The organism is Pseudomonas sp. GD04058 (assembly GCF_029836855.1).
Lineage (GTDB): Bacteria > Pseudomonadota > Gammaproteobacteria > Pseudomonadales > Pseudomonadaceae > Aquipseudomonas > Aquipseudomonas bharatica.
Genome location: NZ_JAOECN010000006.1, coordinates 206,759 through 233,183, shown reverse-complemented (window position 1 = coordinate 233,183; position 26,425 = coordinate 206,759). Strand labels below are relative to the sequence as shown.

Annotated in this window: 21 protein-coding genes and 1 other RNA gene; 13 read left to right on the top strand and 9 right to left on the bottom strand. The window is 62.0% G+C overall.

Annotated features, from left to right (window positions below):
* On the bottom strand, positions 1–491 hold a 491-nt coding region (locus tag N7650_RS08155), incomplete at its 3' end, for a hypothetical protein (RefSeq protein WP_279897771.1).
* A 317-nt stretch (positions 492–808) separates the two neighbouring features.
* On the opposite strand from N7650_RS08155, the gene N7650_RS08150 reads away from it, so the two are divergent.
* Positions 809–1,138, top strand: a complete 330-nt coding sequence (locus tag N7650_RS08150; RefSeq protein WP_279897770.1) for a recombinase family protein — start codon at positions 809–811, stop codon at positions 1,136–1,138.
* A gap of 29 nt (positions 1,139–1,167) precedes the next feature.
* Complete coding sequence (locus N7650_RS08145) at positions 1,168–1,374, top strand: hypothetical protein (protein ID WP_279897768.1); 207 nt, start codon at positions 1,168–1,170, stop codon at positions 1,372–1,374.
* Between the two features lie 139 nt (positions 1,375–1,513).
* On the opposite strand, the gene N7650_RS08140 is transcribed toward N7650_RS08145, so the two are convergent.
* The gene (locus tag N7650_RS08140) at positions 1,514–2,326 is read right to left on the bottom strand and encodes a DUF2971 domain-containing protein (protein WP_279897766.1); all 813 of its coding nucleotides are present in this window, start codon (positions 2,324–2,326) and stop codon (positions 1,514–1,516) included.
* Positions 2,327–2,469: 143 nt separating this feature from the next.
* Here N7650_RS08140 and N7650_RS08135 point away from each other — a divergent pair, with 143 nt between their 5' ends.
* A complete protein-coding gene (locus tag N7650_RS08135; protein ID WP_279897765.1) occupies positions 2,470–2,964 on the top strand; it encodes a hypothetical protein in 495 nt (164 codons plus the stop codon).
* 129 nt (positions 2,965–3,093) lie between these two features.
* On the opposite strand, the gene ffs is transcribed toward N7650_RS08135, so the two are convergent.
* The 5 genes from ffs to N7650_RS08110 all read right to left on the bottom strand — a co-directional run bounded on the left by ffs (position 3,094) and on the right by N7650_RS08110 (position 11,264).
* Positions 3,094–3,190: signal recognition particle sRNA small type (ffs, locus tag N7650_RS08130), an RNA gene on the bottom strand.
* A 278-nt stretch (positions 3,191–3,468) separates the two neighbouring features.
* Entirely contained in the window at positions 3,469–5,826 is a 2,358-nt protein-coding gene (gene ligA / locus N7650_RS08125; protein WP_279897764.1) for an NAD-dependent DNA ligase LigA, read from the bottom strand.
* A 213-nt stretch (positions 5,827–6,039) separates the two neighbouring features.
* Positions 6,040–6,912: a cell division protein ZipA gene (gene zipA / locus N7650_RS08120; protein ID WP_009396170.1), complete on the bottom strand. Its 873-nt coding sequence runs from the start codon at positions 6,910–6,912 to the stop codon at positions 6,040–6,042.
* A gap of 201 nt (positions 6,913–7,113) precedes the next feature.
* Entirely contained in the window at positions 7,114–10,602 is a 3,489-nt protein-coding gene (smc, locus tag N7650_RS08115; RefSeq protein WP_279897762.1) for a chromosome segregation protein SMC, read from the bottom strand.
* 2 nt (positions 10,603–10,604) lie between these two features.
* Positions 10,605–11,264, bottom strand: coding sequence for a GntR family transcriptional regulator (locus N7650_RS08110; RefSeq protein WP_009396167.1), 660 nt, complete (start codon positions 11,262–11,264; stop codon positions 10,605–10,607).
* Between the two features lie 403 nt (positions 11,265–11,667).
* On the opposite strand from N7650_RS08110, the gene xdhA reads away from it, so the two are divergent.
* From xdhA to guaD, 4 genes are all read left to right on the top strand, one after another.
* Positions 11,668–13,122, top strand: coding sequence for a xanthine dehydrogenase small subunit (gene xdhA, locus N7650_RS08105; protein ID WP_279897759.1), 1,455 nt, complete (start codon positions 11,668–11,670; stop codon positions 13,120–13,122).
* Positions 13,115–15,514: a xanthine dehydrogenase molybdopterin binding subunit gene (gene xdhB, locus N7650_RS08100; RefSeq protein WP_279897758.1), complete on the top strand. Its 2,400-nt coding sequence runs from the start codon at positions 13,115–13,117 to the stop codon at positions 15,512–15,514. The genes xdhA and xdhB overlap by 8 nt, the downstream gene beginning before the upstream one ends.
* Before the next feature lie 160 nt (positions 15,515–15,674).
* Positions 15,675–16,520 carry a xanthine dehydrogenase accessory protein XdhC gene (gene xdhC, locus N7650_RS08095; RefSeq protein ID WP_009396161.1) on the top strand — a complete coding sequence of 282 codons (846 nt, stop codon included), beginning with the start codon at positions 15,675–15,677 and terminating at the stop codon, positions 16,518–16,520.
* A 10-nt stretch (positions 16,521–16,530) separates the two neighbouring features.
* On the top strand, positions 16,531–17,838 hold the full coding sequence (gene guaD, locus N7650_RS08090; RefSeq protein WP_009396160.1) for a guanine deaminase: 1,308 nt from the start codon (positions 16,531–16,533) through the stop codon (positions 17,836–17,838).
* Positions 17,839–17,983: 145 nt separating this feature from the next.
* Here the strand turns inward: guaD and N7650_RS08085 are convergent, their stop codons facing one another.
* Positions 17,984–18,754, bottom strand: coding sequence for a GntR family transcriptional regulator (locus tag N7650_RS08085; RefSeq protein WP_009396159.1), 771 nt, complete (start codon positions 18,752–18,754; stop codon positions 17,984–17,986).
* Positions 18,755–19,221: 467 nt separating this feature from the next.
* Here N7650_RS08085 and N7650_RS08080 point away from each other — a divergent pair, with 467 nt between their 5' ends.
* Complete coding sequence (locus N7650_RS08080) at positions 19,222–20,457, top strand: NCS2 family permease (protein ID WP_240160561.1); 1,236 nt, start codon at positions 19,222–19,224, stop codon at positions 20,455–20,457.
* Positions 20,458–20,681: 224 nt separating this feature from the next.
* Here the strand turns inward: N7650_RS08080 and uraH are convergent, their stop codons facing one another.
* Entirely contained in the window at positions 20,682–21,035 is a 354-nt protein-coding gene (uraH, locus tag N7650_RS08075) for a hydroxyisourate hydrolase (RefSeq protein WP_009396156.1), read from the bottom strand.
* A 389-nt stretch (positions 21,036–21,424) separates the two neighbouring features.
* On the opposite strand from uraH, the gene puuE reads away from it, so the two are divergent.
* The 5 genes from puuE (at position 21,425) to N7650_RS08050 (ending at position 26,318) form a co-directional block, all read left to right on the top strand.
* Positions 21,425–22,354: an allantoinase PuuE gene (gene puuE / locus N7650_RS08070; RefSeq protein ID WP_009396154.1), complete on the top strand. Its 930-nt coding sequence runs from the start codon at positions 21,425–21,427 to the stop codon at positions 22,352–22,354.
* Positions 22,351–22,866, top strand: coding sequence for a 2-oxo-4-hydroxy-4-carboxy-5-ureidoimidazoline decarboxylase (gene uraD / locus N7650_RS08065; RefSeq protein WP_009396152.1), 516 nt, complete (start codon positions 22,351–22,353; stop codon positions 22,864–22,866). The genes puuE and uraD overlap by 4 nt, the downstream gene beginning before the upstream one ends.
* A 54-nt stretch (positions 22,867–22,920) precedes the next feature.
* The gene (locus N7650_RS08060) at positions 22,921–23,424 is read left to right on the top strand and encodes an ureidoglycolate lyase (protein WP_009396150.1); all 504 of its coding nucleotides are present in this window, start codon (positions 22,921–22,923) and stop codon (positions 23,422–23,424) included.
* 48 nt (positions 23,425–23,472) lie between these two features.
* Positions 23,473–24,834, top strand: coding sequence for a urate hydroxylase PuuD (locus N7650_RS08055; protein ID WP_009396148.1), 1,362 nt, complete (start codon positions 23,473–23,475; stop codon positions 24,832–24,834).
* Between the two features lie 128 nt (positions 24,835–24,962).
* Positions 24,963–26,318, top strand: a complete 1,356-nt coding sequence (locus N7650_RS08050; protein ID WP_009396146.1) for a nucleobase:cation symporter-2 family protein — start codon at positions 24,963–24,965, stop codon at positions 26,316–26,318.
* The last annotated feature ends 107 nt before the right edge of the window (positions 26,319–26,425 follow it).

Here is a 26,425-nt window from a genome sequence, read left to right as displayed (position 1 = left end):
ATACTTCCATGCAGATATACAAGAGGAGGGGAAGTCGGCAGACTATGCACAGGCTCCACATCCTTGTAATTATAGATTTTATAATCAGGATATGTATTGACAGTCTTCGAGTTTTGCCCGATAGCAACATGAGCTATATTGTCGATATTAGTAGTGAAAATTATGCGCCACCACAACTTAAATATATCAGATTGCCAACCATGTATTTGAGTAGATTGAAAATTTGAAATCAAGAAATTTTCGAAATTAGGTATATCATCTTGCCCAACTCCAAAAGCAGTTGGCAAGTCTGTATATTCTTCATCAGGAGAAGGGTAGCCAGCTTCCTTACAAATTCTAGAGATCAACTCTGGAGTAGAAGGAATGCCTTGACCGTTAAGCGATGGAGTACCAATACTTATGCCTGCTCCTAAGAACAAGGCGAGCTCACCAATCTGTACCTTAGAAATGATTTGCTCATCAATAATATTTTTAGCTTCAACACTTAGCATAAACTACCGTCCTGGTGAGATACTAAACACTCGAATTTCTGGAGTCAGAGTTTCAGTTCGACTTACCTTTTCCGCAAGGATGCGAATCCAGCAGCTAAAGATACCTGCATGATAGCAATCTGCCCAGAGACTAGCATCCGGTTGAACGCAACTTTACGCGAGCGAAGCAAAGCAGGATCACTCACAGCTGTTCCGGCTGCTGGATGGCAGCCATGAAGACGATGAGCTGTTGATCGAGGGGGTGAATCGCCTCTCCAGGCTGACCCAAGATGACTGGGCATTGCTGAAGGCGCAGATCGCGGCCAAGAAGGTCACGATTGTCTCTAGACCTGAGCATCAGCCATGCTGCCTTGAAGCCAAGCGAGGGACTGGACGACTTTACAAAGGGCATGATCGCCGCAGTGAATGGAATGCTCCTTGATATCCTGGCAGTGGTCGCTAGGAAAGACTACGAAGACCGCCGTCGCCGCCAAGCCGAGGGTATCGCCAAGGCCAGGAACGATGGAGTGTATAAGGGCCGTCCAGCAGATGCGAAACTACGCCAACGCATCAGCGAATTGCTGGCGGACGGGAAGAGCATCAGGAAAGTGGCTAGCCTGTTGGAATGCAGCACTACCACGGTACAGCGGGTGAAAGCCTCACTGTGACCTCGCCCCCACGCAGCTAGGACGCACATATGAACGATAAGGCCGAGGTGGTTGCAGACACCCTGGAACTGCTACTGATGAACCAGACAGCTCTCAGAGCAGCCTTGGAGGAAGTGTCGTTGTGGGTAGGCCAACGAGGATCGACACAGGTTCACGATAGCGTCCTGACAGCCCTTCAGACCCTCGATCAACACGCCGAGGCCATCACCTCTGGCATCGAGCGTCTACGCTCCTGAGCACGCTTACAGGCCGCCTATAGGCGGCTTTTTCGTGCCTGCTGATATTTTGGAATTGTGGCCTGCTATATACCAGGAGCCCGCTTAGAGGGTTAAGCATCGAGCCGCACCGAGCACCAGATTGCGAAAACCAAAGCGTTCACCACTTCCAATCATACCAAGGTGAACAGTTCTTCCACTTCAACCCTTCATGCTGAATTCCTTTACCGGAGTTCAGTTCCAATATTTTCTGCCTATCTTCAGGGGAAGTATCCTCCCCGTAGACCACACCGACTAAAGCATCACCAAACTTCACATCTATCGGCTCAGCCGATCCCGAAAAAGCAACCCACCTCCACTCGCATTCATCTTTCCAGTCGGTCATCTTTTCAAAGAACAGACGTTGATAATGGGTCTGCAAGTGACGAGCAAAATAAGCCTCTTTCCCTTCCGCTTCAAGAACATCAACATTAATCAGATAACTCTGATCTTCAAATGGTCTTGCCACTCCACGATCAACGTACTGGACGGCACCACTGAGAAGCGGATAGCGCCTTCCCACCTGCTTGTTTACTTTCTCATTTAAGCACTCACGAAGGAATACCAAACAGACACCCTTGTGATCGTCCGCGTACTGAGCCCACATCCTCGGCTTGCAGTAACCCCGCTTAAATATATCAACGACATGATTTCCAGAGAGAGGCCCCGTATCTCGAGTCAAGCAGGTGACCAATGTTTTACTTTTGAACTCACCTGAAAGCCAACTGGAGTATTCGTCGCGACTATAGCGACCTAAGTCCCGACCTTCATTAGTCCCAAAATCGAACAACCACCCCTTACGCTCTTTAGGGTCATTTGTTCCGGTATATGGACTAAGTCTTAAGGTCCTGCTCTTCAGAATATAATCTATCGCCTTCCCTGCGGAAGTGTAGTGATATAGGTACTTATTAGAATCCTTAACACTTATGATCATGCTGTAGACCTGATGCGAGGCTGATTAGCCGTCGGGTATTATGAGCTGATTCTAACACGCAGGCAGTTGGACATATCTCGCTAGCCTTGAACACAACCGAGCTTTGCTACCCAAGCACAGTCCAAACCGAAGGAGAAATACGGATGGAGACAGGTGAGATCATCAGCACAGCGGGCTTAGTGCTTCCAGCAATGATTGCCGCATGTGGGTGGCTTTGGCAACGCTGGCAGGAACGAGCCAGTGTCCGTGTCGCAATCATCGCGGAAGTGATGGCACTTAGGCAGATAGCTGAGCAACGTAACTACCAGACAGACCTATTCGAAATGGCCAACGCATTACGTGCGATTCCGGAGGGGCAACGGCCGCCAGCTTCATTACAGGTGCGGGTTCCAGAACACTACTGCCGGGTATACCTCGCCAACCTCGGGAAACTCGGCTACCTCCCACCCGATGATGCCCAGTTGGTGGTGAGCTTCTACCAGTACATTGATAGCGTCGTACAAGACGTAACCGCTGGCGGGCTGCTATACGAGGGGACTAGCGATCCAGAGGCATTTGCCGAAGCAGCCAATGTGCTTCAGTTCGCCATGGATGCAGCCCAGAAGCTAGCAGCAAAACACTGTCGAGCGGTTAGGTGACGGAGATAACGCGAACGAGATAAGATCGACAGCAAGGCGTACCACTTTGGTGTGCCTAAACGCTGGTCCACTTCTGGATTTTCTTGCGAAGAATCCTTGAGAAATCAAGAACTTATAGAATGGAGGCGGCCCCACCAGCCACACCCCGGCACACAATGTTCCCGCTATGGCTGCTCCCTTCCGGGCCTGACCAGGTTTACGGGTAATCGTTGCGGGGGGACCGATGGGGCCACCATTACGCAGCTCGCCATCTGGTGACGAGCCGCGCCATTGTACCGGTCTGAGGCAGAGTTACAACCTTTGGGTGAGAAAAAATCATCATTTCTCAAGGACTTGTCCGAAGCGAGGGGCTCGCTGCGTGACGCTGTCGGGGGGCCTGGGCGCCAGTTGTGTCAGGCATACCGGAATTGGGCTGACTGTGAGGGCGGCGAGCCGCTGCGATCAGGAGGCTGAATTCACTGACGCAATCGCTGGCAAGCCAGCTCCCACAGGGGGCCGCGGATCCTAGACGGCGATGCCCTGCCCTGCCAGAAATTCGATGAAGGCGTCCTCGTCCATTACCTTGACCCCCAGCTCGTTGGCCTTGGTGAGCTTGGAGCCGGCACCCGGTCCGGCCACTACGCAGTGGGTTTTGCCGGAGACGGATCCGGCTACCTTGGCGCCGAGGCTTTCCAGTTTGTCCTTGGCGATGTCGCGGTTCATGCGCTCCAGGGTGCCGGTGAGGACCCAGGTCTGGCCTGCCAGTGGCAAGCCTTCCGCCGTTTTCTTTTCGCTGGCCCAGTGCATGCCGAATTCCAGCAACTGCGCTTCGATGGCCCGGGCAAGGTCACGGTTGGCTTCGACCAGGAAGAACTCGCGCACGGCATCCGCCTGCTTGGTGGCCAGGGCCTGGCGCAGGTCGATGCCGTCGGCTTCGATGATCTTGTCCAGGCTGCCGAGCTTGGCGACCAGCTTTTCGGCGCCGGTAGGCCCGACCGAGGAGATGTCGAGCTTGGCGATCATGCCGGCCAGGGTGGTGCTGGCGGCGAATTCGGGGCTGAGTTCGCCTTCGTCCTGCAGTTGCATGCCGCAGTCGAGCAGCTGCTGGATGACGTTGCGGTTGTGCTCGTCTTCGAAGAAGTTGTGGATTTCGTATGCCACTTCCAGGCCGATGTCCGGCAGGTAGGTGAGCACTTGCGGCAAGGCCTTCATCACCCGTTGCAGCGAGCCCAGCGAGCGGGCGAGGACCTTGGCGGTTTCTTCGCCGACATCCGGGATGCCGAGGGCGTAGATGAAGCGCGCCAGGCTCGGGCGCTTGCTGGCTTCGATGGCGGCGAGCAGCTTGTTGCTGGAGACTTCGGCGAAGCCTTCGAGCTCGACCACCTGTTCGTAGGTGAGGCGGTAGAGGTCTGCCGGGGAGGCGATCAGGCCTTCGTCCACCAGTTGCTCGACGCTCTTTTCACCCAGGCCGTCGATGTCCATGGCGCGGCGCGAGACATAGTGGATGATCGCTTGCTTGAGCTGCGCGGCACAGGCCAGGCGGCCGACGCAGCGGTACACGGCACCCTCACTGACGGTTTCCTTGCCCTTGCTGCGCTTGACCAGTTGGGTGCGTTCGACCTGCGAGCCGCATACCGGGCATTCGGTGGGGATCTGCACCGGGCGCACGATGTTCGGGTCGCGGCGTTCCAGTACCACTTGCATGACTTGCGGGATGACGTCGCCGGCGCGGCGGATGATGACGGTGTCGCCGATCATCACGCCCAGCCGCGCGACTTCGTCCATGTTGTGCAGGGTGGCGTTGGCGACGGTGACGCCGGCGACCTTGACCGGCTTGAGCCGCGCCACCGGGGTGACGGCGCCGGTGCGGCCGACCTGGAATTCGACGTCGAGGACTTCGGTGAGCTCTTCCATGGCCGGGAATTTGTGGGCGATGGCCCAGCGTGGTTCACGGGCGCGGAAGCCGAGTTCGCGTTGCGAGGCGAGGCTGTTGACCTTGAATACCACGCCGTCGATCTCGTACGGCAGGTCGTTACGCCGGGCGCCGATGTCGTGGTAGTAGGCCAGGCATTCTTCGATGCCGGCGGCGTGCTTGAGCTCGCGGCTGATGGGCATGCCCCAGGCCTTGAGCTGTTCGAGGATGCCGATATGGGTGTCGCCCACGGGTGCGGACACCTGGCCGATGCCGTAGCAGCAGAATTCCAGCGGGCGGCTGGCGGTGATCTTCGAGTCGAGCTGGCGCAGGCTGCCAGCGGCAGCGTTGCGCGGGTTGGCGAAGGTCTTGCCGCCGATCTCGGCCTGGGAAGCGTTGAGCTTTTCGAAGCCGGCCTTGCTCATGAAGACTTCGCCGCGCACTTCCAGCACCTCCGGCCAGCCCTCGCCGTGCAGCTTGAGCGGGACGTTGCGGATGGTGCGGACATTGACGCTGATGTCTTCGCCGGTGGTGCCGTCGCCACGGGTGGCGCCCTGGACGAGCTGGCCGTTGCGGTAGAGCAGGCTGACGGCCAGGCCATCGAGCTTGGGCTCGCAGCTGTAGTCGACCGGGGCGCCGCCACCGAAAAGGTCGCCAGCCGGCAGGTCGAGGCCTTCGACGACGCGGCGGTCGAATTCGCGCAGGTCGGTTTCCTCGAAGGCGTTGCCGAGGCTGAGCATGGGGATTTCATGGCGAACCTGGGTGAAGGCCGAGAGCGCGGCGCCACCGACGCGCCGGGTCGGGGAGTCCTCGGTGACCAGCTCCGGATGCTCGGCTTCCAGGGCCTGGAGCTCGCGGAACAGACGGTCGTACTCGGCGTCGGGGATGCTGGGTTCGTCGAGCACGTAGTAGCGGTAGTTGTGCTGGTCGAGTTCGGCGCGCAGTTCGAGGATTCGGGTTTCGGCATTCATGGTTCTGGGTCTCTTGCTATGAAGAGCAGTCGGGCGATGGTCGGTTGAAATGGACAACCAGAGAACGGCGCTGACCCTGTGGGAGCTGGCTTGCCAGCGATTGCTGTGGTGAGTTCACTGCCGCTATCGCTGGCAAGCCAGCTCCCACAGGGTTCGCGTCTCTCTGTAAGCACAAGGGCCGCTAAGCGGCCCCTGTGGTATCAACTGCGTGCTTCAGCGTTTCTGGGTCAGCGCACGGCGCTCGAATTCGACGATGCGCTGGCGGTAGTGTTCGATGGTTTGCGCGGTCATGACGCTGCGCTGGTCATCCTTGAGTTCGCCATTGAGTTCGTGGGCCAGCTTGCGTGCGGCAGCCACCATCACGTCGAAGGCCTGCTTCGGATGACGCGGGCCCGGCAGGCCGAGGAAGAAGCTGACGGCGCGGGTGCTGAAGTGGTCGATGTCGTCCAGGTCGAAGACCCCCGGCTTGACGGCGTTGGCCATGGAGAACAGGACTTCGCCGTTGCCGGCCATGCTTTCGTGACGGTGGAAGATGTCCATTTCGCCGAAGCGCAGGCCGCTCTCGAGGATGTTCTGCAGCAGGGCCGGGCCCTTGAAGCCGCCTTCGTCGCGGGAGATGACGCTGATCACCAGCACTTCCTCGACCGGTGGCAGTTCCTTGCCTTCAGCGGCGGTACCGTAGCCGGTGGTCGTGGTGGTGCGGGTGTTTTCCGCCGGGAAGTCGTCTTCGGCGTCGGCGAACAGGTCAGGCTCGCGCGGTTCGGCGCTGAGGGCGAGGTCGCCCTGCAGCGGCTCGCCGCGCTTGCCACGCTTGCTGGCCTTGCCCGCCTTGGGCTCGCGCGCCGGGGCGCTCATCGAAGGCAGGTCGTCTTCGTCGAGTTGCGGTTCCTGGTGCGTGTCCAGCACGCGGGACGGGCCGAGCACTTCGGCGTTGCTGTCGTCGTCAGGAAGATTGGAGAAGCTGCGGTCCAGACGGAATTTCAACTTGCCCTTGCCACCGCGCATGCGGCGCCAGCCGTCGAAGAGAATACCGGCGATAACTATGATGCCGATGACGATCAGCCATTCGCGCAGACCGATTTCCATGTAATCCCGTGCCTCTGTAAAAAATGCTGAAAAATAAAAGGGTTAAAACCCTTTAAAACGTGGCGCCAACTCTATGTTCTGACTGACGTTTTACCCACGCACGAAAAATTGACATTAAGCTAGCACGACCAAAGATAACTTTACACCGTCTAGGCCACTTGACCGGCGCATTTGCCCAAAGATCGTGCATAAACTCCCGTTTCAGGCGTCGACCATGGCCATCGCCTCCTCCACATCCACCGCCACCAGCCGCGAACAGCCGGGTTCATGCATGGTCACCCCCATCAGTTGATCGGCCATCTCCATGGCGATCTTGTTGTGGGTGATATAGATGAACTGGACGGTCTGGCTCATCTCTTTGACCAGCCGCGCATAGCGGCCGACGTTGGCATCGTCCAGCGGCGCATCGACTTCATCGAGCATGCAGAACGGTGCCGGGTTCAATTTGAAAATGGCAAATACCAGGGCCAGGGCGGTCAGCGCTTTTTCACCGCCGGAGAGCAAATGAATGGTGCTGTTCTTCTTGCCTGGCGGCCGCGCCATGATCGTTACCCCTGTATCGAGTAAATCTTCGCCCGTCAGTTCCAAGTAAGCGCTGCCGCCACCGAAAACTTTCGGGAAAAGTGCCTGCAATCCGGCATTTATCTGATCGAAGGTATCCTTGAAGCGGTTGCGGGTTTCCTTGTCGATCTTGCGGATGACGTTCTCGAGGGTGTCCAGGGCTTCCACCAGGTCGGCGTCCTGGGCATCGAGGTAGCGCTTGCGCTCGGATTGCTGCTGGTATTCCTCGATGGCCGCGAGGTTGATCGCGCCAAGGCGCTGGATGCGGCCGTCAAGGCGCTCGAGTTCGGCTTCGGCCTCCAGCTCGCTGGCCTCCGGGGTCAGGGTGGCGATCACGCCGTCGAGGTCGTAGCCGTCGGCGTGCAGTTGTTCTTGCAGGGTCTTGCGCCGCACGCTGAGGCCCTGCCATTCCAGGCGGTGCTGTTCGAGCTGGCCGCGCAGAAGCTGCGACTGCTGCTCGGCCTGGCTGCGGCGTTTTTCGGCGTCGCGCAGCTGGCGGTCGGCGTCGTCCATGTGCAGCCGCGCCTGACGCATTTCCTCGTCGACGCTCATGCGTTTTTCCAGCAGCTCCTCCAGCTTCAGGCGCAGCTCTTCCAGCGGCGCCTCGCCCTCCTCCAGGTTGAGGCTGAGCTGTTCGCGCTTTTCGGTGAGGCGTTCGGATTGCAGCTCCAGGCGTTCCAGGGCCTGGCGCGTGGAATCATGCTGGGCCCGCAGGGAGCCGAGGCGCACGGCCAGCTGGTGGGCGTGGTCCTTGTGTTGGCGGGCTTCCTGGCGAACGCGGTCGAGGTGCTCGCGCAGGCCGTCGCGCTGGGCCAGCAGCAGCTCGCGCTGCTCGGTGTCCTGGGCCATGAGCTCCAGGGATTCCTGCAGGATCAGGCGCGACTCACCCAGTTGCTCCTGTTCGATCGCGCGCTGTCCAGCGGCCTCGGCCAGTTCATCTTCAAGACGCTGGCGACGCAGGTTGAGCTGTTCGGCGCGGGCCTTGCCGGCGGACAACTTCGCTTTCAATTCACCTTGCTGGCGGGCTTCTTCCTGGGCACGACGACGCAGCTGTTCGCGGCTGTCTTCCAGGTGACGCTGCTGCTCGCGCAGTTCCCCGAGCTGCTCGTCAAGCTGGGCCAGGCGCGCCTCCTGCTCCTCTTGCTCCAGCCCCAGGCGCTCCAGTTCCTGGCCACGGGCAAGCACACCGCCTTGGGCATCGCTGGCCCGGCTGACCCGCAGGAAGTGCCGCCCCACCCAGTAGCCGTCACGGCTGACCAGGCTTTCGCCCTCGCCCAGTTGCCCACGCTGTGCAAGGGCCTGGTCCAGGGTTTCCACCGGGCGTACCCGGCCCAGCCATGGCGCCAGGTCCACGGCGCCTTCGACCTTGTCCAGCAGGCTACCGGGCAGGCGGGTCGCGCCGGGCCTGGCATCCAGCAGGCGCAGTTCGCCCTGGGCGAAGCCGTCGAAGGCCAGGGTGTCGAAATCCTCCACCAGTACCGCTTGCAGGTCGGCACCGAGCACGGTTTCCACAGCCAGCTCCCAACCGTTTTCGACCCGCAGGCCCTCGGCCAGGCGCGGGCGCTGTTCCAGCCCCTGCTCACGCAGCCATTCGGCGGCGCCTTTGCCCGGTTCCAGCGCCGCCTGCTGCAAGGCCTCCAGCGAGGCCAGCCGGCCGCCGAGGCGCTGCAATTCGCCCTGCGCCTGCTGCTGGGCCTGGGTCGCCTGTTGCAGTTGCTCGCGCAGCGTGTCGAGACGCTCCGCGGCCTGTTGTTCTTCCAGTTGCAGGTCTTCCAGCGCCAGTTCGCTGCCGGCGACCTGTTCGGCCAGTTCGAGAATGGCCGCGTCTTCCGGGTCGGCGCTGAGCTGATCGCGCTCTTCGCCCAGCTTGCGCTGGCGCTCGGAGAGGCGTTCGATGCTGTGCTCCAGTTGCTGGATCCGCGACTGCTGCACCTCGGCCTGGCGCCGTGGCTCGGCGGAGCGGGCGTTGAAGGCGTCCCACTGTTCCTGCCAGCCGTGCATGGTGGTTTCCGCTTCCTCGAGGGTCGCGGCAGCTTCCTCGGCGGCGGCCAGGGTCATTTCCTGTTCCGGCTCGAGCATTTCCAGCTCTTCGCCGAGGGTCGCCAGCAAGGTGCGGTCGTGGCCGAGGTGGGATTCGGTTTCCTGGCGCGAGCGCTCGGCTTCCTTGAGGTCGTCCTGCAACTGGCGCAGGCGCTGCTGGCCGTGCTGGATGCTTTGCTCGATGCGCGCGATATCGCCGCCTACCGAATAGAAGCGCCCCTGCACCAGATTGAAGCGCTCGGACAGCTCATGGTGCCCGTCACGCAGCCTTTCGATGCTCGCGTCGGCATTGCGCTGGTCCGCCACCAGCGCCTCGAAGGACACTTCCTGGTCGCCGATCACGCTTTCGCGCTGGCGTACCTGCTCGTCCAGCGCACGCCAGCGCAGGGCCGCCAGCTGCGCCTTGAGCTGGCGTTCCTCGGCCTTGTATTCGGTGTATTTCTCCGCCGCCTGGGCCTGGCGATGCAGGCGCTCCAACTGGCGCTCCAGCTCTTCGCGCAGGTCGGTCAGGCGCTCGAGGTTTTCCTGGGTGCGGCGGATGCGGTTCTCGGTTTCGCGGCGGCGCTCCTTGTACTTGGAGATGCCCGCGGCTTCCTCGATGAAGTTGCGCAGCTCTTCCGGCTTGGCCTCGATCAGCTTGGAGATCATGCCCTGCTCGATGATCGAGTAGCTGCGCGGCCCCAGGCCGGTGCCGAGGAAGATGTCGGTGATGTCCCGGCGTCGGCATTTGGTGCCGTTGAGGTAATAGGTGTTCTGCCCGTCGCGGGTCACCTTGCGGCGGATCGAGATCTCGGCATAAGCGGCGTATTCACCCACCAGGGTGTTGTCGCTGTTGTCGAAAACCAGCTCGATGCTCGCCTGGCTCACCGGCTTGCGGCTGGTGGAGCCATTGAAGATGACGTCGGTCATCGATTCGCCGCGCAGGTTCTTCGCCGAGCTTTCGCCCATCACCCAACGCACCGCGTCGATGATGTTGGACTTGCCGCAGCCGTTGGGCCCGACCACTGCGGCCATGTTGCTGGGGAAGTTGACCGTGGTCGGGTCGACGAACGACTTGAAGCCCGCCAGGCGGATGCACTTGAGGCGCATGGTCAGTCGGCCACCAGGGCCGAGAGCACCAGTTCGCAGCTGCGGCTGCAGTAGGTACTCAACACCTCGCGGACCTTGGCCAGGTCACGAGCGACCACGGCCTGAAGCAACTGGGCAAATAGCACCAGGAAGTCGTTCATCTGCGCCTTTCGCCGGTCCAGCGCCAGGTAATAGGCACGGCTCATGGCCGGCTGCAGGTTCTCGACAGTTTCCTGCAGGTAGGGGTTGTTGGCGAAGGGATAGGCGGCGCGCATCACCGCGAAGCTTTCCTCGACGAAGGTCTGGATGTCCTTGCGCGCGCAGGCCTCGGTGAGCCGTTGCTGGATGCCGAGGAACGGCGCCAGGTCGGCCTGGCTCTGGTGCCCGGTGGCGACCGAGTTGCCCAGCAGGATGTACAGCTCGCCCATCAGCGCGCAGAGGCTGCGCAGGTTGTGCTCGTTGAGTTCGGTCACGTGGGCGCCACGGCGCGGCAGGATGGTCACCAGGTGACGGCGTTCGAGGATCAGCAGCGCTTCGCGCACCGAGCCGCGGCTGACATTCAGCGCCTGGGTGACCTTCTGTTCCTGGATGCGTTCGGCAGGCTTGAGTTCGCCCCGGATGATCCGCTCGGCCAGGTAGTGGGCAATTTGCTCGGAGAGGCTGTCCGGCGCCTTGAACGTCATGGTTGTCCTTCGCAATCGTTGAACGGCTAAAAACCCGGAAGTGTACCGCAAATGCCCTTTGCCAGCATGAAAGACGCCGTCAACCTGCACGAGCTTTTCGTGCCTGGCGTACGACTTTTCATGGGTCCGAGGGCATTCCTCAGCGTACGCCCGACTCCCCGCGAAGAATTCAGTCAAGGCTAGCCGAGAATTGGGCATGCTGCTTGCAACCGTTCACTCATCCATCTCAGCGTTTTCCTACGTGATCGGTGCTTAACTGAAGACAGGGAAAAGCGCTGCGGATGACCGTGCGTGGAAAATTTCCTGACCCTTAAGTCAGAAAATCATTGACCGGAAAGTCAAGGCTGAATACATTCCGCCTCAGTCCGCTCAACAACAATAAATTCGCTTGTGAGGCCCTTCCGTGATCCAGTTTCTCTTGAACCAGGAATTGCGCAGTGAGCATGCCCTGGATCCCAACATGACGGTGCTCGACTACCTGCGCGTGCACCTGGGCAAAACCGGTACCAAGGAGGGCTGCGCCAGCGGTGACTGTGGTGCCTGCTCGGTGGTGGTGGCCGAGCTCGCTACCGACGCCCAGGGCAAGGAAAGCCTGCGTTACCGCAGCCTGAACTCCTGCCTGACCTTCGTTTCCTCGCTGCACGGCAAGCAGTTGATCAGCGTCGAGGGCCTCAAGCACCAGGGCAAGCTGCACAGCGTGCAACAGGCCCTGGCCGATTGCCATGGCTCGCAATGCGGTTTCTGCACCCCGGGCTTCGTCATGTCGCTGTTCGCCCTGCAGAAGAACAGCGACGCGCCGGACCTGCACAAGGCCCAGGAAGCCCTGGCCGGCAACCTCTGCCGCTGCACCGGCTACCGCCCTATCCTCGCCGCCGCCGAGCAATCCTGCTGCCAGGCCAAGCCCGACCAGTTCGATGCCGCCCAGGCGCAGACCATCGAGCGCCTGAAAGCCATCGCCCCGAGCGAAACCGGCGAACTGAACAGCGGCGACAAGCGCTGCCTGGTGCCGCTGACCGTAGCCGATCTGGCCGACCTCTACGGCTCGCACCCGGAAGCCCGGCTGCTGGCCGGCGGTACCGACCTGGCGCTGGAAGTGACCCAGTTCCACAAGACCCTGCCGGTGATGATCTATGTGGGTAACGTCGCCGAACTCAACCGCATCGAGCACTTCGACGACCGCATCGAGATCGGCGCCGCCACCCCGCTGACCGACTGCTACGACGCCCTCAGCGCCGAGTACCCGGACTTCGGCGAACTGCTGCACCGCTTCGCCTCGCTGCAGATCCGCAACCAGGGCACCCTGGGCGGCAATATCGGCAACGCTTCGCCAATCGGCGACTCGCCACCCTTGCTGATCGCCCTCGGCGCGCAGCTGGTGCTGCGCAAGGGCGAGAGCACCCGCACCCTGAAGCTGGAAGACTATTTCATCGACTACCGCATCACCGCGCGCCAGGACAGCGAGTTCATCGAGCGCATCATCGTGCCCAAGGCGCGCAGCCACTGGGCGTTCCGCGCCTACAAGGTGTCCAAGCGCCTGGACGACGATATCTCGGCGGTGTGCGCGGCCTTCAACCTGCGCATCGAGAATGGCGTGATCGAGCAGGCCCGGGTGGCCTTCGGCGGCATGGCGGCGATCCCGAAACGCGCCCGTGCCTGCGAGGCGGCGCTGACCGACAAGCCGTTCAACCAGGCCACCCTGGAGAAGGCCTGCCAGGCCCTGGGCGAAGACTTCACCCCGCTCTCGGACTTCCGCGCCAGCAAGGAATACCGCCTGCTGGGCGCGCAGAACCTGCTGCGCAAGTACTTCATCGAACTGCAAACACCGCACATCGAGACCCGGGTGACCGCTTATGTCTAACCATCATCACGTGGCCAAGAGCCAGGCCGAACTGGCCGAACTGTTCAGCCAGGACCTGACCACCGGGGTCGGTCGCAGCGTCAAGCACGACAGCGCCGACAAGCAGGTGTCCGGTGAAGCGGTGTATATCGATGACCGCCTGGAATTCCCCAACCAGTTGCACGTCTATGCCCGCACCGCGGACCGCGCCCATGCGCGCATCCTGAAGATCGATACCAGCCCGTGCTACGCCTTCGAGGGCGTGCGCATCGCCATCACCCACGAGGACATTCCCGGCCTCAAGGACATCGGCCCGGTGGTGGCCGGCGACCCGCTGCTGGCCATCGACAAGGTGGAGTTCTTCGGCCAGCCGGTGATCGCCGTGGCCGCCCGCGACCTCGACACCGCGCGCCGTGCGGCAATGGCGGCAATCATCGAGTACGAGGACCTGGAGCCAGTGCTCGACGTGGTCGAGGCCCTGCGCAAGAAGCACTTCGTGCTCGATAGCCACACCCACCAGCGCGGCGACTCGGCCAGCGCCTTGGCCAGTGCCCCGCACCGCCTGCAGGGCACGCTGCACATCGGCGGCCAAGAACACTTCTACCTGGAAACCCAGGTGTCCTCGGTGATGCCCACCGAAGATGGCGGGATGATCGTCTACTGCTCCACCCAGAACCCCACCGAAGTGCAGAAGCTGGTGGCCGAGGTGCTGGACGTGCCGATGAACAAGATCGTCCTCGACATGCGCCGCATGGGCGGCGGTTTCGGCGGCAAGGAAACCCAGGCGGCCAGCCCGGCCTGCCTGTGCGCGGTGATCGCTCGCCTGACCGGCCAGCCGACCAAGATGCGCCTGCCGCGGGTCGAGGACATGACCATGACCGGCAAGCGCCACCCGTTCTATGTCGAGTACGACGTGGGCTTCGACGACGACGGCCGCCTCCACGGCATCAACTTCGACCTGGCCGGCAACTGCGGTTACTCGCCCGACCTGTCGGGCTCGATCGTCGACCGCGCGATGTTCCACTCCGACAACGCCTACTACCTAGGCGATGCCACGGTGCACGGCCATCGCTGCAAGACCAACACCGCATCGAACACCGCCTACCGCGGCTTCGGCGGGCCGCAGGGGATGGTCGCCATCGAGGAAGTGATGGACCGCATCGCCCGGCACCTGGCGCTCGACCCGCTGGCGGTGCGCAAGGCCAACTATTACGGCAAGACCGAGCGCAACGTCACCCACTACTACCAGACCGTTGAGCACAACCTGCTCGAAGAAATGACCGCCGAGCTGGAGGCCAGCGCCGACTACGCCGAGCGCCGCGAATCGATCCGGCGCTTCAACGCCAACAGCCCGATCCTCAAGAAAGGCCTGGCGCTGACCCCGGTGAAGTTCGGCATTTCCTTCACTGCCAGCTTCCTCAACCAGGCCGGTGCGCTGATCCATATCTACACCGACGGCAGCATCCACCTGAACCACGGCGGCACCGAGATGGGCCAGGGCCTGAACACCAAGGTGGCGCAGGTGGTGGCCCAGGTGTTCCAGGTGGACATCGAGCGCATCCAGATCACCGCGACCAACACCGACAAGGTGCCCAACACCTCGCCGACCGCCGCCTCCAGCGGTGCCGACCTGAACGGCAAGGCGGCGCAGAACGCGGCCGAGATCATCAAGAAGCGCTTGGTGGAATTCGCCGCACGGCACTTCAAGGTTACCGAGGAAGACGTCGAGTTCCGCAACAACCATGTACGAGTGCGCGACGAGATCATTACCTTCGAAGCGCTGATCCAGCAGGCGTACTTCGCCCAGGTGTCGCTGTCCAGCACCGGCTTCTACCGCACGCCGAAGATCTTCTACGACCGCAACCAGGCACGCGGCCGGCCGTTCTACTACTTCGCCTTCGGCGCGGCGTGCTGCGAAGTGATCGTCGATACCCTGACCGGCGAGTACAAGATGCTGCGCACCGACATCCTGCATGACGTCGGCGCCTCGCTGAACCCGGCCATCGATATCGGCCAGGTCGAGGGTGGCTTCGTCCAGGGCATGGGCTGGCTGACCACCGAGGAGCTGGTGTGGAACGCCAAGGGCAAGCTGATGACCAACGGCCCGGCCAGCTACAAGATCCCGGCGGTGGCGGACATGCCGATCGACCTGCGGGTGAAGCTGGTGGAGAACCGCAAGAACCCCGAGGACACCGTATTCCACTCCAAGGCCGTGGGCGAGCCGCCGTTCATGCTGGGGATCGCCGCGTGGTGCGCGATCAAGGATGCGGTGGCGAGCCTGGCCGATTATCGCGAACAGCCGAATATCGATGCACCGGCGACGCCGGAACGGGTGTTGTGGGGCTGTGAACAGATGAGGAAGAAGGTGGCGCAGCGACAGGCTTCGGTCGAGGTCGAGGCGGTCACCGAATAAAGGGCTGGCCTGTTTATGGAAGGCTGCTGGCCCTATCGCTGGCAAGCCAGCTCCCACAGGTTCACCACTGCCCTGAGTGCGGCGCAGTACCTGTGGGAGCTGGCTTGCCAGCGATGAGGCCAGTAGAAGCACCACAAGATTCCTGGAGAGGACATCAATCATGCACCAATGGATCAACGCCCTCGCCGAGTTGCAGGCCCAGGGCGAGCCCTGTGTCCTGGTGACCATCATCGAGGAGCGCGGCTCCACCCCGCGCAACGCCGGTTCGAAAATGGTGGTCAGCGCCTTCCAGCTGTACGACACCATCGGCGGCGGCCATCTGGAGTTCAAGGCCATGCACATCGCCCGCCAGATGCTCGCCGAAGGCCGCGAAGCGCCCCACCTCGAACGCTTCAGCCTGGGCGCCAGCCTCGGCCAATGCTGTGGCGGCGCCACCGTGCTGCTGTTCGAACCCATGGGCGCGGTGCAGGCGCAGATTGCCGTGTTCGGCGCAGGCCATGTCGGCCGCGCTCTGGTACCCTTGCTCGCCGCCCTGCCCTGCCGGGTGCGCTGGATCGACTCGCGCGAGCAGGAATTCCCCGCGACCCTGCCCGCCGGGGTCAGCAAGATCGTCGCCGACGAGCCGGTGGACGAGGTCGATGAACTGCCCCCAGGCAGCTACTGCATCGTCATGACCCACAACCATCAGCTCGACCTGGAACTCACCGCCGCCATCCTCAAGCGCAACGACTTCACCTGGTTCGGCCTGATCGGCTCGAAGACCAAGCGCGCCAAATTCGAACACCGCCTGCGCGACCGCGGCTTCGATGCCCAGCGCCTGCAGCGCATGCGTTGCCCGATGGGCCTGGCCGAGGTCAAGGGCAAGCTGCCGATCGAGATCGCCGTGTCCATCGCCGCCGAGATCATCGCCACCTACAACGCCAGTTTCGGCCAGCACAACCCGGCCGCGAACGCCGAACCCATTGCTCAATTGCTGCCGCCCTCACGGCGCAGCCAAGCCATTTGACGAGACCGTTATGAGTGCAACCCGCAAAGCCTACCGTTCCGCCATCCTGCACAGCATCGCCGACCCTGCGGAAGTCGGCATCGAGGCCTCCTTCGAGTATTTCGAGGACGGCCTGCTGGTGGTGGAAAACGGCAAGATCAGCCGTGTCGGCCATGCCGGCGACCTGCTGCCGACCCTGCCCGCCGATATCGAAGTGGTGCATTACCAGGACAAGCTGATCACCCCTGGCTTCATCGACACCCATATCCACTTCCCGCAGACCGGCATGATCGGCTCCTACGGCGAACAACTGCTGGACTGGCTGAACACCTACACCTTCCCCTGCGAGAAGCAGTTCGCCGACAAGGCCCATGCCGACAAGGTGGCCAGGATCTTCATCGAGGAACTGCTGCGCAACGGCACCACCACCGCCCTGGTGTTCGGCAGCGTGCACCCGGAGTCGGTGAACGCCTTCTTCGAAGAGGCCGAACGCCTCGACCTGCGCATGATCGCCGGCAAGGTGATGATGGACCGCAATGCCCCGGACTACCTGACCGACACCGCCGAATCCGGCTATGCCGAAAGCAAGGCGCTGATCGAACGCTGGCACGGCAAGGGCCGCCTGCACTACGCGGTCACCCCGCGCTTCGCCCCGACCAGCACCCCGGAACAGCTGCAACTGGCCGGGCAACTGCTGGGCGAATACGACGGCCTGTACATGCACACCCACCTGAGCGAAAACCTCAAGGAAATCGACTGGGTGAAGTCGCTGTTCCCCGAGCGCAGTGGCTACCTGGATGTGTACGACCACTTCAAGCTGCTCGGCGAGCGCTCGGTGTTCGCCCACGGTGTGCACCTGTGCGATGCCGAATGCCAGCGCCTGGCCGAGACCGGCTCGGCCGTGGCGTTCTGCCCGACATCGAATCTGTTCCTCGGCAGCGGCCTGTTCAACCTGCCACAGGCGGAGCAGTTCAAGGTCAAGGTCGGGCTGGGTACCGACGTGGGTGCCGGCACCAGCTTCTCGCTGCTCAATACGCTGAACGAGGCGTACAAAGTTATGCAGTTGCAAGGGGCTCGGTTGCATCCGTTCAAGTCGCTGTACCTGGCAACCCTGGGTGGCGCGCGGGCGCTGAGCCTGGATGACCGGATTGGCAGCCTGAAGGCCGGCAACGATGCCGACTTCGTGGTGCTGGACTACAAGGCCACGCCGCTGCTGGATTACCGCCTGCAGCAATCGAACAGCATCGAGGAGACGCTGTTCGTGCTGACCACCCTGGGCGATGACCGCACCATCAGCCAGACCTTTGCAGCGGGTGTTTGCGTCCATCAGCGCGGCTGAACGCTGAACCTGTGGGAGCTGGCTTGCCAGCGATAGCTATGGTGAATTCACTACAGCAATCGCTGACAAGCCAGCTCCCACAGGGTTATTCATCGCCCACAAAAAGGGGCTCATTCATGAGCCCCTTTTCGCATATGTGCAGTTTTCAGCCCTTGGCCGACACCGCCCCACCACGCTTCTTGCTCTGCAACAGATGCGAGAACACCGCATGCAGATCATCCGAAGCGCTTTCCTCGTCCAGGTTCAGCTTGCTGTCGATGTGGTCCATGTGGTGCATCATCAGGTCCACTGCCTTGGCCGCGTCGCGGGCCTCGATGGCGTCGATCAGTTGCATGTGCTCGTCATAGGAACAGTGCGAGCGGTTGCCGCTTTCGTATTGGGCGATGATCAGCGAGGTCTGCGACACCAGGCTGCGCTGGAAGCTGATCAGCGGCGCATTGCCGGCAGCCTCGGCGAGCTTGAGGTGGAATTCGCCGGAGAGACGGATACCGGCGCCACGGTCGCCACGGGAGAAGCTGTCGCGCTCCTCGCGCACCATCTCGCGCAGTTCATTCAGTTGCTCGGCCGTGGCGTGCTGCACCGCCAGCTCGGTGATCGCCCGCTCCACCATGCGCCGGGAGAAGAACACCTGGCGCGCTTCCTCGACGGTGGGGCTGGCCACCACCGCACCGCGGTTGGGCCGCAGCAGCACCACGCTTTCATGGGCCAGGCGCGACAGGGCGCGGCGGATGATGGTGCGGCTGACGCCGAAGATCTCGCCCAGTGCTTCCTCACTCAACTTGGTACCCGGGGCCAATCGCTGTTCGAGAATGGCTTCGAAGATATGCGCGTAGACAATATCGTCCTGGGTGCCGCTGCGACCGCCGGTCTTGCCGGCCCGCGGGGCTTTCTTGAGGGGTTGTAACTGTTCGTTCATGGGCACTCGCGCACGAAGATTCACCTATCGGGCCTCGACTGTAATACCAGCCAGTGGGGCGATGGCAAGTCCTGGGTAGAAAAATGACGGCATAAGGTATTGCCGCATTGTACACAGCAATTGGCATTTCCGCAGGTGCCATCATTCGTTATAGCCCTTGTGACAAACAAACTGCGCACACCCAATAAAACAGTATTTGCATTCTTTGTATACAAAAGCATAATCCACCGGGCAACTTCCTGACCCAGAAGTCAACTCAGAGTCCGGAGTCGCCGACACCTTCCCTCGCAGAGCCCCCAGTCAACGTGCAGGACCAGCTCTGAAAAACAAGAAAGACTTGAGGAGTACTCGCTGTGGAAAGCCGCAAATCCGACGCCCCTACGCTGGATCTTGCTCCACCGCTCGAAACGAGCTGGCTGGAACGGATTTTCAAACTCAAGCAACACGGCAGCACCGTCAAGACCGAGATGATCGCGGGCCTGACAACCTTCATCACCATGGCCTACATCATCTTCGTCAACCCCAACATCATGGCCGATGCCGGCATCGATCACGGTGCGGCGTTCGTCGCCACCTGCATCGCCGCCGCCCTCGGCTGCCTGCTGATGGGGCTGTACGCCAACTGGCCGGTGGGCCTGGCGCCGGGCATGGGGCTCAACGCCTTCTTCACCTACACCGTGGTCGGGACCATGGGCTACACCTGGGAGGCCGCGCTGGGCGCGGTGTTCGTGTCCGGGGTGCTGTTCATGTTCCTCACCCTGTCCCGCGTGCGGGAGTGGCTGCTCAACAGCATCCCGGTCAGCCTTCGCCACGCCATGGGCGCCGGCGTCGGATTGTTTCTCGGACTGATTGGCCTCAAGACCGCGGGCATCGTGGTCGATAGCCCGGCCACCCTGATCAAGCTCGGCCACCTCAACGAGCCCGGCCCGCTGCTGGCGGCGCTGTGCTTCCTGATGATCGCGGTGCTCAGCTATCACCGGGTGTTCGGCGCGATCCTCATCAGCATCATCACCGTGACCCTGGCCGGCTGGGGCCTGGGCCTGGTGGAATACGGCGGGGTGTTCTCGCTGCCGCCAAGCCTGGCGCCGACCTGGATGGCCATGGATGTGGCCGGGGTGTTCAACGTCAGCATGATCGCCGTGGTCCTGGCCTTCCTCTTCGTGCATATGTTCGACACCGCCGGCACCCTGATGGGCGTGGCCCAGCGCGCCAACCTGGTGAATGCCGACGGGCGCATCGAAAACCTGTCGCGGGCGTTGAAGGCAGACAGCGCCTCCAGCGTGTTCGGCGCCGTGGTCGGCGTACCGCCGGTGACCAGCTACGTGGAAAGTGCCGCGGGCGTCGCTGCCGGCGGGCGTACCGGGCTGACTGCCGTGGTGGTGGGCGTACTGTTCATCGCGGCGATGTTCTTCGCCCCGCTGGCCGGCATGATCCCGGCCTATGCCACCGCCGGTGCGCTGATCTACGTGGCGATGCTGATGATGGGCAGCATGGCCCATATCGAATGGGACGAAGCCACCGACAGCATCCCGGCGATCGTCACCGTGATCATGATGCCGCTGACCTTCTCGGTGGCCGACGGCATTGCCCTGGGCTTCATTACCTATGTGGTGCTCAAGGCCTTCACCGGCAAGCACAAGGAGATCTCGGCCAGCCTGTGGGTGCTGTGCGCGATCTTCATTGCCAAGTTCATCTTCCTGTAAGGGTTGGATGCAGGGCAGAGAGCCTCACCTTCGGGTGGGGCTTTTTTGTGGGTGCTCTCCCGGGCCTCATCGCTGGCAAGCCAGCTCCCACAGGGCAATACAGACCCTGTGGGAGCTGGCTTGCCAGCGATGAGGCCCAGAAGAACACCACAAAAACAGCAGACGAAAAAAAGCCCGCCAGTGTGAGCGGGCCAAGGACCTACGAAGATTCTTCTAGCGACCAACTAGCTTCCGCGATAGGTCGAGTAACTGTAGGGCGAGATCAGCAGCGGTACGTGGTAATGATCCTGCTTGTCGTTGATGCCGAACCGCAGCACCACCACATCGAGGAATGCCGGCTCGGGCAGTTGCACGCCACGGGCGCGGTAGTAGTCGCCGGCGCTGAACTGCAGTTGGTAGACACCACTGCGGTAGTCATCACCCTGCAGCAGCGGCGCGTCGACACGGCCGTCGCTGTTGGTCAGCGCGGTGGTCACCAGCTCCAGTTGCTGGCCTTCGACGCGGTACAGCTCGACCTTGATCGAGCTGCCAGGGCAGCCATGTGCGGCATCCAGTACATGCGTGGTCAAACGTCCCATTGCTTGATCGCCTCGTGTTCACTCTATGGGCAAAAAATACCCGCCTGCACCAGAGGGAAACACAGTGGCAGGCGGCGGTGGAAGCATTAAGACATTTTATCGAAAAATTGTACACAATTTTTCTGGCAATTTTACGATTCAGCGCTACACATGCCCGGCAACCCTCCATTAATCGCCAAGCCGCGCCTGATAAAGACGCGGCCGTCATTAGCTGACCAATCAGGCAGGTTTCTTGCTAGGCATATAGAGCAGGGTGCGACGAAGAAATGGGAAAAAACAGGCTTACAAATCGTAAATAAAGTTGTATACAATCACTCCATCGTCGTGGCCCACCGCAAACCTGCGCATGCCACCACCCTCCGTTTTCACGTACAAGAAGGAAGACTGCAGTGAGCGCTGATTATCCTCGCGACCTGATCGGTTATGGCAATACCCCTCCTCATCCGCACTGGCCGGGGAATGCGCGCGTCGCGTTGTCTTTCGTGCTCAATTACGAAGAAGGTGGCGAGCGCAACGTCCTCCACGGCGACAAGGAATCCGAAGCCTTCCTCTCCGAGATGGTCGCCGCCCAGCCGCTGCAGGGCGTGCGCAACATGAGCATGGAGTCGCTCTACGAATACGGTAGCCGCGCCGGCGTGTGGCGCCTGCTCAAGCTGTTCAAGGACAGCGGCGTGCCGCTGACCATCTTCGCCGTGGCCATGGCCGCCCAGCGCCATCCGGACGTGATCCGCGCCATGGTCGAGGCCGGCCACGAGATCTGCAGCCACGGTTACCGCTGGATCGACTACCAGTACATGGACGAGGCCCAGGAGCGCGAGCACATGCTCGAAGCCATCCGAATCCTCACCGAACTGACCGGCGAGCGTCCGCTGGGCTGGTACACCGGCCGCACCGGCCCGAACACCCGGCGCCTGGTGATGGAGGAAGGCGGTTTCCTCTACGACAGCGATACCTACGACGACGACCTGCCCTACTGGGAGCCGAACAACCCGACCGGCAAGCCGCACCTGGTGATCCCCTATACCCTGGACACCAACGACATGCGCTTCACCCAGGTCCAGGGTTTCAACTGCGGCGAGCAATTCTTCCAGTACCTGAAGGACGCCTTCGACGTGCTCTACGAAGAAGGCGCAACCGCGCCGAAGATGCTCTCCATCGGCCTGCACTGCCGCCTGGTCGGCCGTCCGGCGCGCCTGGCCTCGCTCAAGCGCTTCATCGACTACGCCAAGAGCCACGACCAGGTCTGGTTTGCCCGTCGCGTGGACATCGCCCGCCACTGGCACGCCACCCACCCTTTCAACGCCGAGATTTCGCAATGACCGCTTTCAAGACCCTGACTCCCTCGACCCTGGACCGTGCCGCGTTCATCAAGGCGTTCGCCGACATCTACGAGCATTCGCCCTGGGTGGCGGAGAAAGCCTACGACCTCGGCCAGCTCCAGGAGCTGGACCAGATCGAGAACCTGCACCAGCGCATGAGCGACATCCTTCTCAGCGCCGATCACGCCGCCCAGCTGGCGCTGATCAACGCTCACCCGGACCTCGCCGGCAAGGCCGCGATCCAGGGCGAGCTGACCGAGTCGAGCACCAACGAGCAGGCCGGCGCCGGCATCCACCAGTGCACCGCCGAAGAGTTCGCCCGCTTCACCGAGCTCAACGACGCCTACAAGGCCAAATTCAAGTTCCCGTTCATCATGGCGGTGAAAGGCAGCAACCGGCACCAGATCCTCGCCTCCTTCGAGACCCGCATCCATAACGATGCCGATACCGAATTCAAGGAAGCCCTGGCGCAGATCAACCTGATCGCCCTGTTCCGCCTGCTGCAACTGTAAGAACTGCACCGCAGCGCCTGACGACATACAACACAGAATTCAGAGAATAAAAGCATGCGTACTCTAGTGATCGAGCCCCTGACCAAAGAAGCCTTCGCCCCCTTCGGTGACGTGATCGAAACCGACGGCAGCGACCACTTCATGATCAACAACGGCTCGACCATGCGCTTCCACAAGCTGGCCACGGTGGAAACCGCCCAGCCGGAAGACAAGGCGATCATCAGCATCTTCCGCGCCGACGCGCTGGACATGCCGCTGACCGTACGCATGCTGGAACGCCATCCGCTGGGCAGCCAGGCCTTCATTCCGCTGCTCGGCAACCCCTTTCTGATCGTGGTCGCGCCACTTGGCGATGCACCTGTATCAGGTCACGTCCGTGCCTTCGTCAGCAATGGCAGGCAGGGCGTCAATTACCATCGCGGCGTCTGGCACCACCCGGTGCTGACGATCGAAAAGCGGGATGACTTCCTGGTGGTTGATCGCAGTGGTTCCGGCAACAACTGCGACGAGCATTTCTTTACCGAGGATGAGCAACTGATCCTCAATCCCCACCAATAAGAGAAGGCCGAACACCGTATTTCGGTGGCCGGCAAGAGGTACAAGACTGTGGAAGCACATCTGTTGGAATGGCTGAACCTGAGCGTGCGCTGGGTTCACATGATCACTGGCGTGGCCTGGATCGGCGCGTCGTTCTACTTCGTCTGGCTGGAAAACAACCTGAACCGCGCCAACCCGCGGGACGGGCTGTCGGGTGACCTTTGGGCGATCCACGGTGGCGGTATCTACCACCTGGAGAAGTACAAGCTGGCACCGCCGAAAATGCCGGAGAACCTGCACTGGTTCAAATGGGAAGCCTACTTCACCTGGATGTCCGGCATCGCCCTGCTGTGCCTGGTGTTCTACTGGCAGCCGACCCTTTACCTGCTGGCTCCGGGCAGCACCCTGACCGGCTTCGAAGGCGTGGCCATCGGTGTCGGCTCGCTGATCGCCGCCTGGTTCATCTACGACTTCCTCTGCGACTCGCCACTGGGCAAGCAACCCGCCCTGCTCGGCCTGGTCCTGTTCGTACTGATCATCGCCGCCTGCTACGGCTTCAGCCAGGTGTTCAGCGGTCGTGGTGCTTACCTGCACACCGGCGCCATCATCGGCACCATCATGGTCGGTAACGTGTTCCGCATCATCATGCCGGCCCAGCGCCAGCTGGTAGCGGCGATCGAAGCCAACCAGACCCCTGATCCGGTGCTGCCGGCCAAGGGCCTGCTGCGCTCGCGGCACAACAACTACTTCACCCTGCCGGTGCTGTTCATCATGATCAGCAACCACTTCCCGAGCACCTACGGCAGCAAGTACAACTGGGCGATCCTGGCCGGTATCGCGGTCGCGGCGGTGCTGATCCGTCACTACTTCAACACCCGCCACGACAGCAACAAGTACGCCTGGGCCCTGCCTGCCGGCGCACTGGCGATGATCTGCCTGGCCTATGTCACCGGTCCTGCACGAGTACCGAGCACTGCACCGGAGCAAGCTGCGGCGAAGATCGAATACCAGCCGCTGCCGGAAACCGCACTGGGTGGCAAGACCGCCGCCGAGCGTGCCGAGGAAGAAAAGGCCGCCGCCTGGCAAGCCGCACAGGCCAAGCCTGCCGAACCGGCCGCACCAGCCGCCCCGGCCGAAGCCCCTGCGCAAGCCACCGCCGCTGCGGGCGGTGCCGGTTTCGACAAGATCCATAACGTCATCCAGGAACGCTGCACCGTGTGCCACTCGGCCAAGCCGACCAGCCCGCTGTTCAGCGCCGCACCTGCCGGCGTGATGCTCGACACCCCGCAACAGATCCAGGCCATGGCCCCGCGCATCCAGGCCCAGGCCGTCGCCAGCCAGATCATGCCGCTGGGCAACATCACCCAGATGACTGCCGAAGAACGCAAGCTGGTCGGTGACTGGATCGCCAACGGCGCCAAGGTCAACTGATCCGCCCCGCAACACGCGTAACACCGCTGCAAGCTTCACGCGGCGCCCCGGACGGGAACCACAGGCCGAAAGCCCTGCCGCCCGGGCGCTGCGGCTCAAAAAAATAACAACAAAACTCGAGGTGCTGCATGTCCGAGTCTCGCCAGGCGTACATCCCCGATGCGCCGCCACGACAGCCGCTGCCCCTGCTGCAACTCATCCTCGTGGGTCTGCAGCACGTATTGCTGATGTACGGAGGCGCCATCGCGGTGCCGCTGATCATCGGCCAGGCTGCCGGACTCTCCCGAGAAGAAGTCGCTTTCCTGATCAATGCCGATCTGCTGGTCGCCGGTGTCGCCACCATCGTCCAGTCGTTCGGCATTGGTGCTGTCGGCATCCGCATGCCGGTGATGATGGGTGCCAGCTTCGCCGCCGTGGGCAGCATGGTGGCCATGGCCGGGATGCCGGGCGTCGGTTTGCAGGGGATCTTCGGCGCGACCATCGCCGCCGGGTTCTTCGGCATGCTGATCGCGCCCTTCATGTCCAAGGTGGTGCGTTTCTTCCCGCCGCTGGTCACCGGTACGGTGATCACCTCCATCGGCCTGTCGCTGTTCCCGGTGGCGGTGAACTGGGCGGGTGGCGGCGTCGAGGCGTCCACCTTCGGCTCGCCGATCTACCTGACCGTCGCCGGCCTGGTGCTGGCCACCATCCTGCTGGTCAACCGCTTCATGCGTGGGTTCTGGGTCAACGTGTCGGTGCTGATCGGCATGGGCCTGGGCTACATCCTTGCTGGCTCCATCGGCATGGTCGATCTCACCGGCCTGGACCAGGCGCCCTGGCTGCAAGTGGTGACCCCACTGCACTTCGGCATGCCGACCTTCAGCCTGGCGCCGATCCTGTCCATGTGCCTGGTGGTGGTGATCATCTTCGTCGAGTCCACCGGCATGTTCCTCGCCCTGGGCAAGGTCACCGACCGCGAAGTGACCCCGGGCATGCTGCGTCGCGGCCTGATGTGCGACGCCGGTGCGTCGTTCGTCGCCGGATTCTTCAACACCTTCACCCACTCCTCGTTCGCCCAGAACATCGGCCTGGTGCAGATGACCGGCGTGCGCTGCCGTTACGTAACGGTGGTGGCCGGTGGCTTGCTGATCCTTCTGAGTCTGCTGCCGAAAGCGGCCTTCCTGATCGCCTCGATTCCTCCGGCGGTCTTGGGCGGTGCCTCGATCGCCATGTTCGGCATGGTGGCCGCTACCGGGATCAAGATTCTCCAGGAAGCCGATATCAGCGACCGGCGCAACCAGTTGCTGGTGGCCGTGAGCGTCGGCATGGGCCTGATTCCGGTGGTTCGCCCGGAGTTCTTCGCGCAGATGCCGCAATGGATGGAGCCCATCACCCATAGCGGCATTGCCATGGCGACGGTTAGCGCGCTGGTGCTGAACCTGCTGTTCAACATTCTCGGCGGCGCCGAACGCGCCTCGCACAACCAAGCCGCCGCGCACCATTGAGGCTTTAGGGGTGGCGCACGGCCACCCCGCACTCCCCGAGCAACACGCAGTACCGCCGACCCGTGGGAGCGGGCCGGTCGGGGCGCTTCGCGCCGAAGAAAGCGCAA

Bases quoted from the DNA above. Each gene is read 5' to 3' on its own strand.
- N7650_RS08145 (WP_279897768.1), top strand. From the start codon at position 1,168: ATGAACGATAAGGCCGAGGTGGTTGCAGACACCCTGGAACTGCTACTG.
- N7650_RS08140 (WP_279897766.1), bottom strand. From the start codon at position 2,326: ATGATCATAAGTGTTAAGGATTCTAATAAGTACCTATATCACTACACT.
- N7650_RS08135 (WP_279897765.1), top strand. From the start codon at position 2,470: ATGGAGACAGGTGAGATCATCAGCACAGCGGGCTTAGTGCTTCCAGCA.
- ligA (WP_279897764.1), bottom strand. From the start codon at position 5,826: ATGAATGCCGAAACCCGAATCCTCGAACTGCGCGCCGAACTCGACCAG.
- zipA (WP_009396170.1), bottom strand. From the start codon at position 6,912: ATGGAAATCGGTCTGCGCGAATGGCTGATCGTCATCGGCATCATAGTT.
- smc (WP_279897762.1), bottom strand. From the start codon at position 10,602: ATGCGCCTCAAGTGCATCCGCCTGGCGGGCTTCAAGTCGTTCGTCGAC.
- N7650_RS08110 (WP_009396167.1), bottom strand. From the start codon at position 11,264: ATGACGTTCAAGGCGCCGGACAGCCTCTCCGAGCAAATTGCCCACTAC.
- xdhB (WP_279897758.1), top strand. From the start codon at position 13,115: ATGTCTAACCATCATCACGTGGCCAAGAGCCAGGCCGAACTGGCCGAA.
- xdhC (WP_009396161.1), top strand. From the start codon at position 15,675: ATGCACCAATGGATCAACGCCCTCGCCGAGTTGCAGGCCCAGGGCGAG.
- guaD (WP_009396160.1), top strand. From the start codon at position 16,531: ATGAGTGCAACCCGCAAAGCCTACCGTTCCGCCATCCTGCACAGCATC.
- N7650_RS08085 (WP_009396159.1), bottom strand. From the start codon at position 18,754: ATGAACGAACAGTTACAACCCCTCAAGAAAGCCCCGCGGGCCGGCAAG.
- N7650_RS08080 (WP_240160561.1), top strand. From the start codon at position 19,222: ATGATCGCGGGCCTGACAACCTTCATCACCATGGCCTACATCATCTTC.
- uraH (WP_009396156.1), bottom strand. From the start codon at position 21,035: ATGGGACGTTTGACCACGCATGTACTGGATGCCGCACATGGCTGCCCT.
- uraD (WP_009396152.1), top strand. From the start codon at position 22,351: ATGACCGCTTTCAAGACCCTGACTCCCTCGACCCTGGACCGTGCCGCG.
- N7650_RS08060 (WP_009396150.1), top strand. From the start codon at position 22,921: ATGCGTACTCTAGTGATCGAGCCCCTGACCAAAGAAGCCTTCGCCCCC.
- N7650_RS08050 (WP_009396146.1), top strand. From the start codon at position 24,963: ATGTCCGAGTCTCGCCAGGCGTACATCCCCGATGCGCCGCCACGACAG.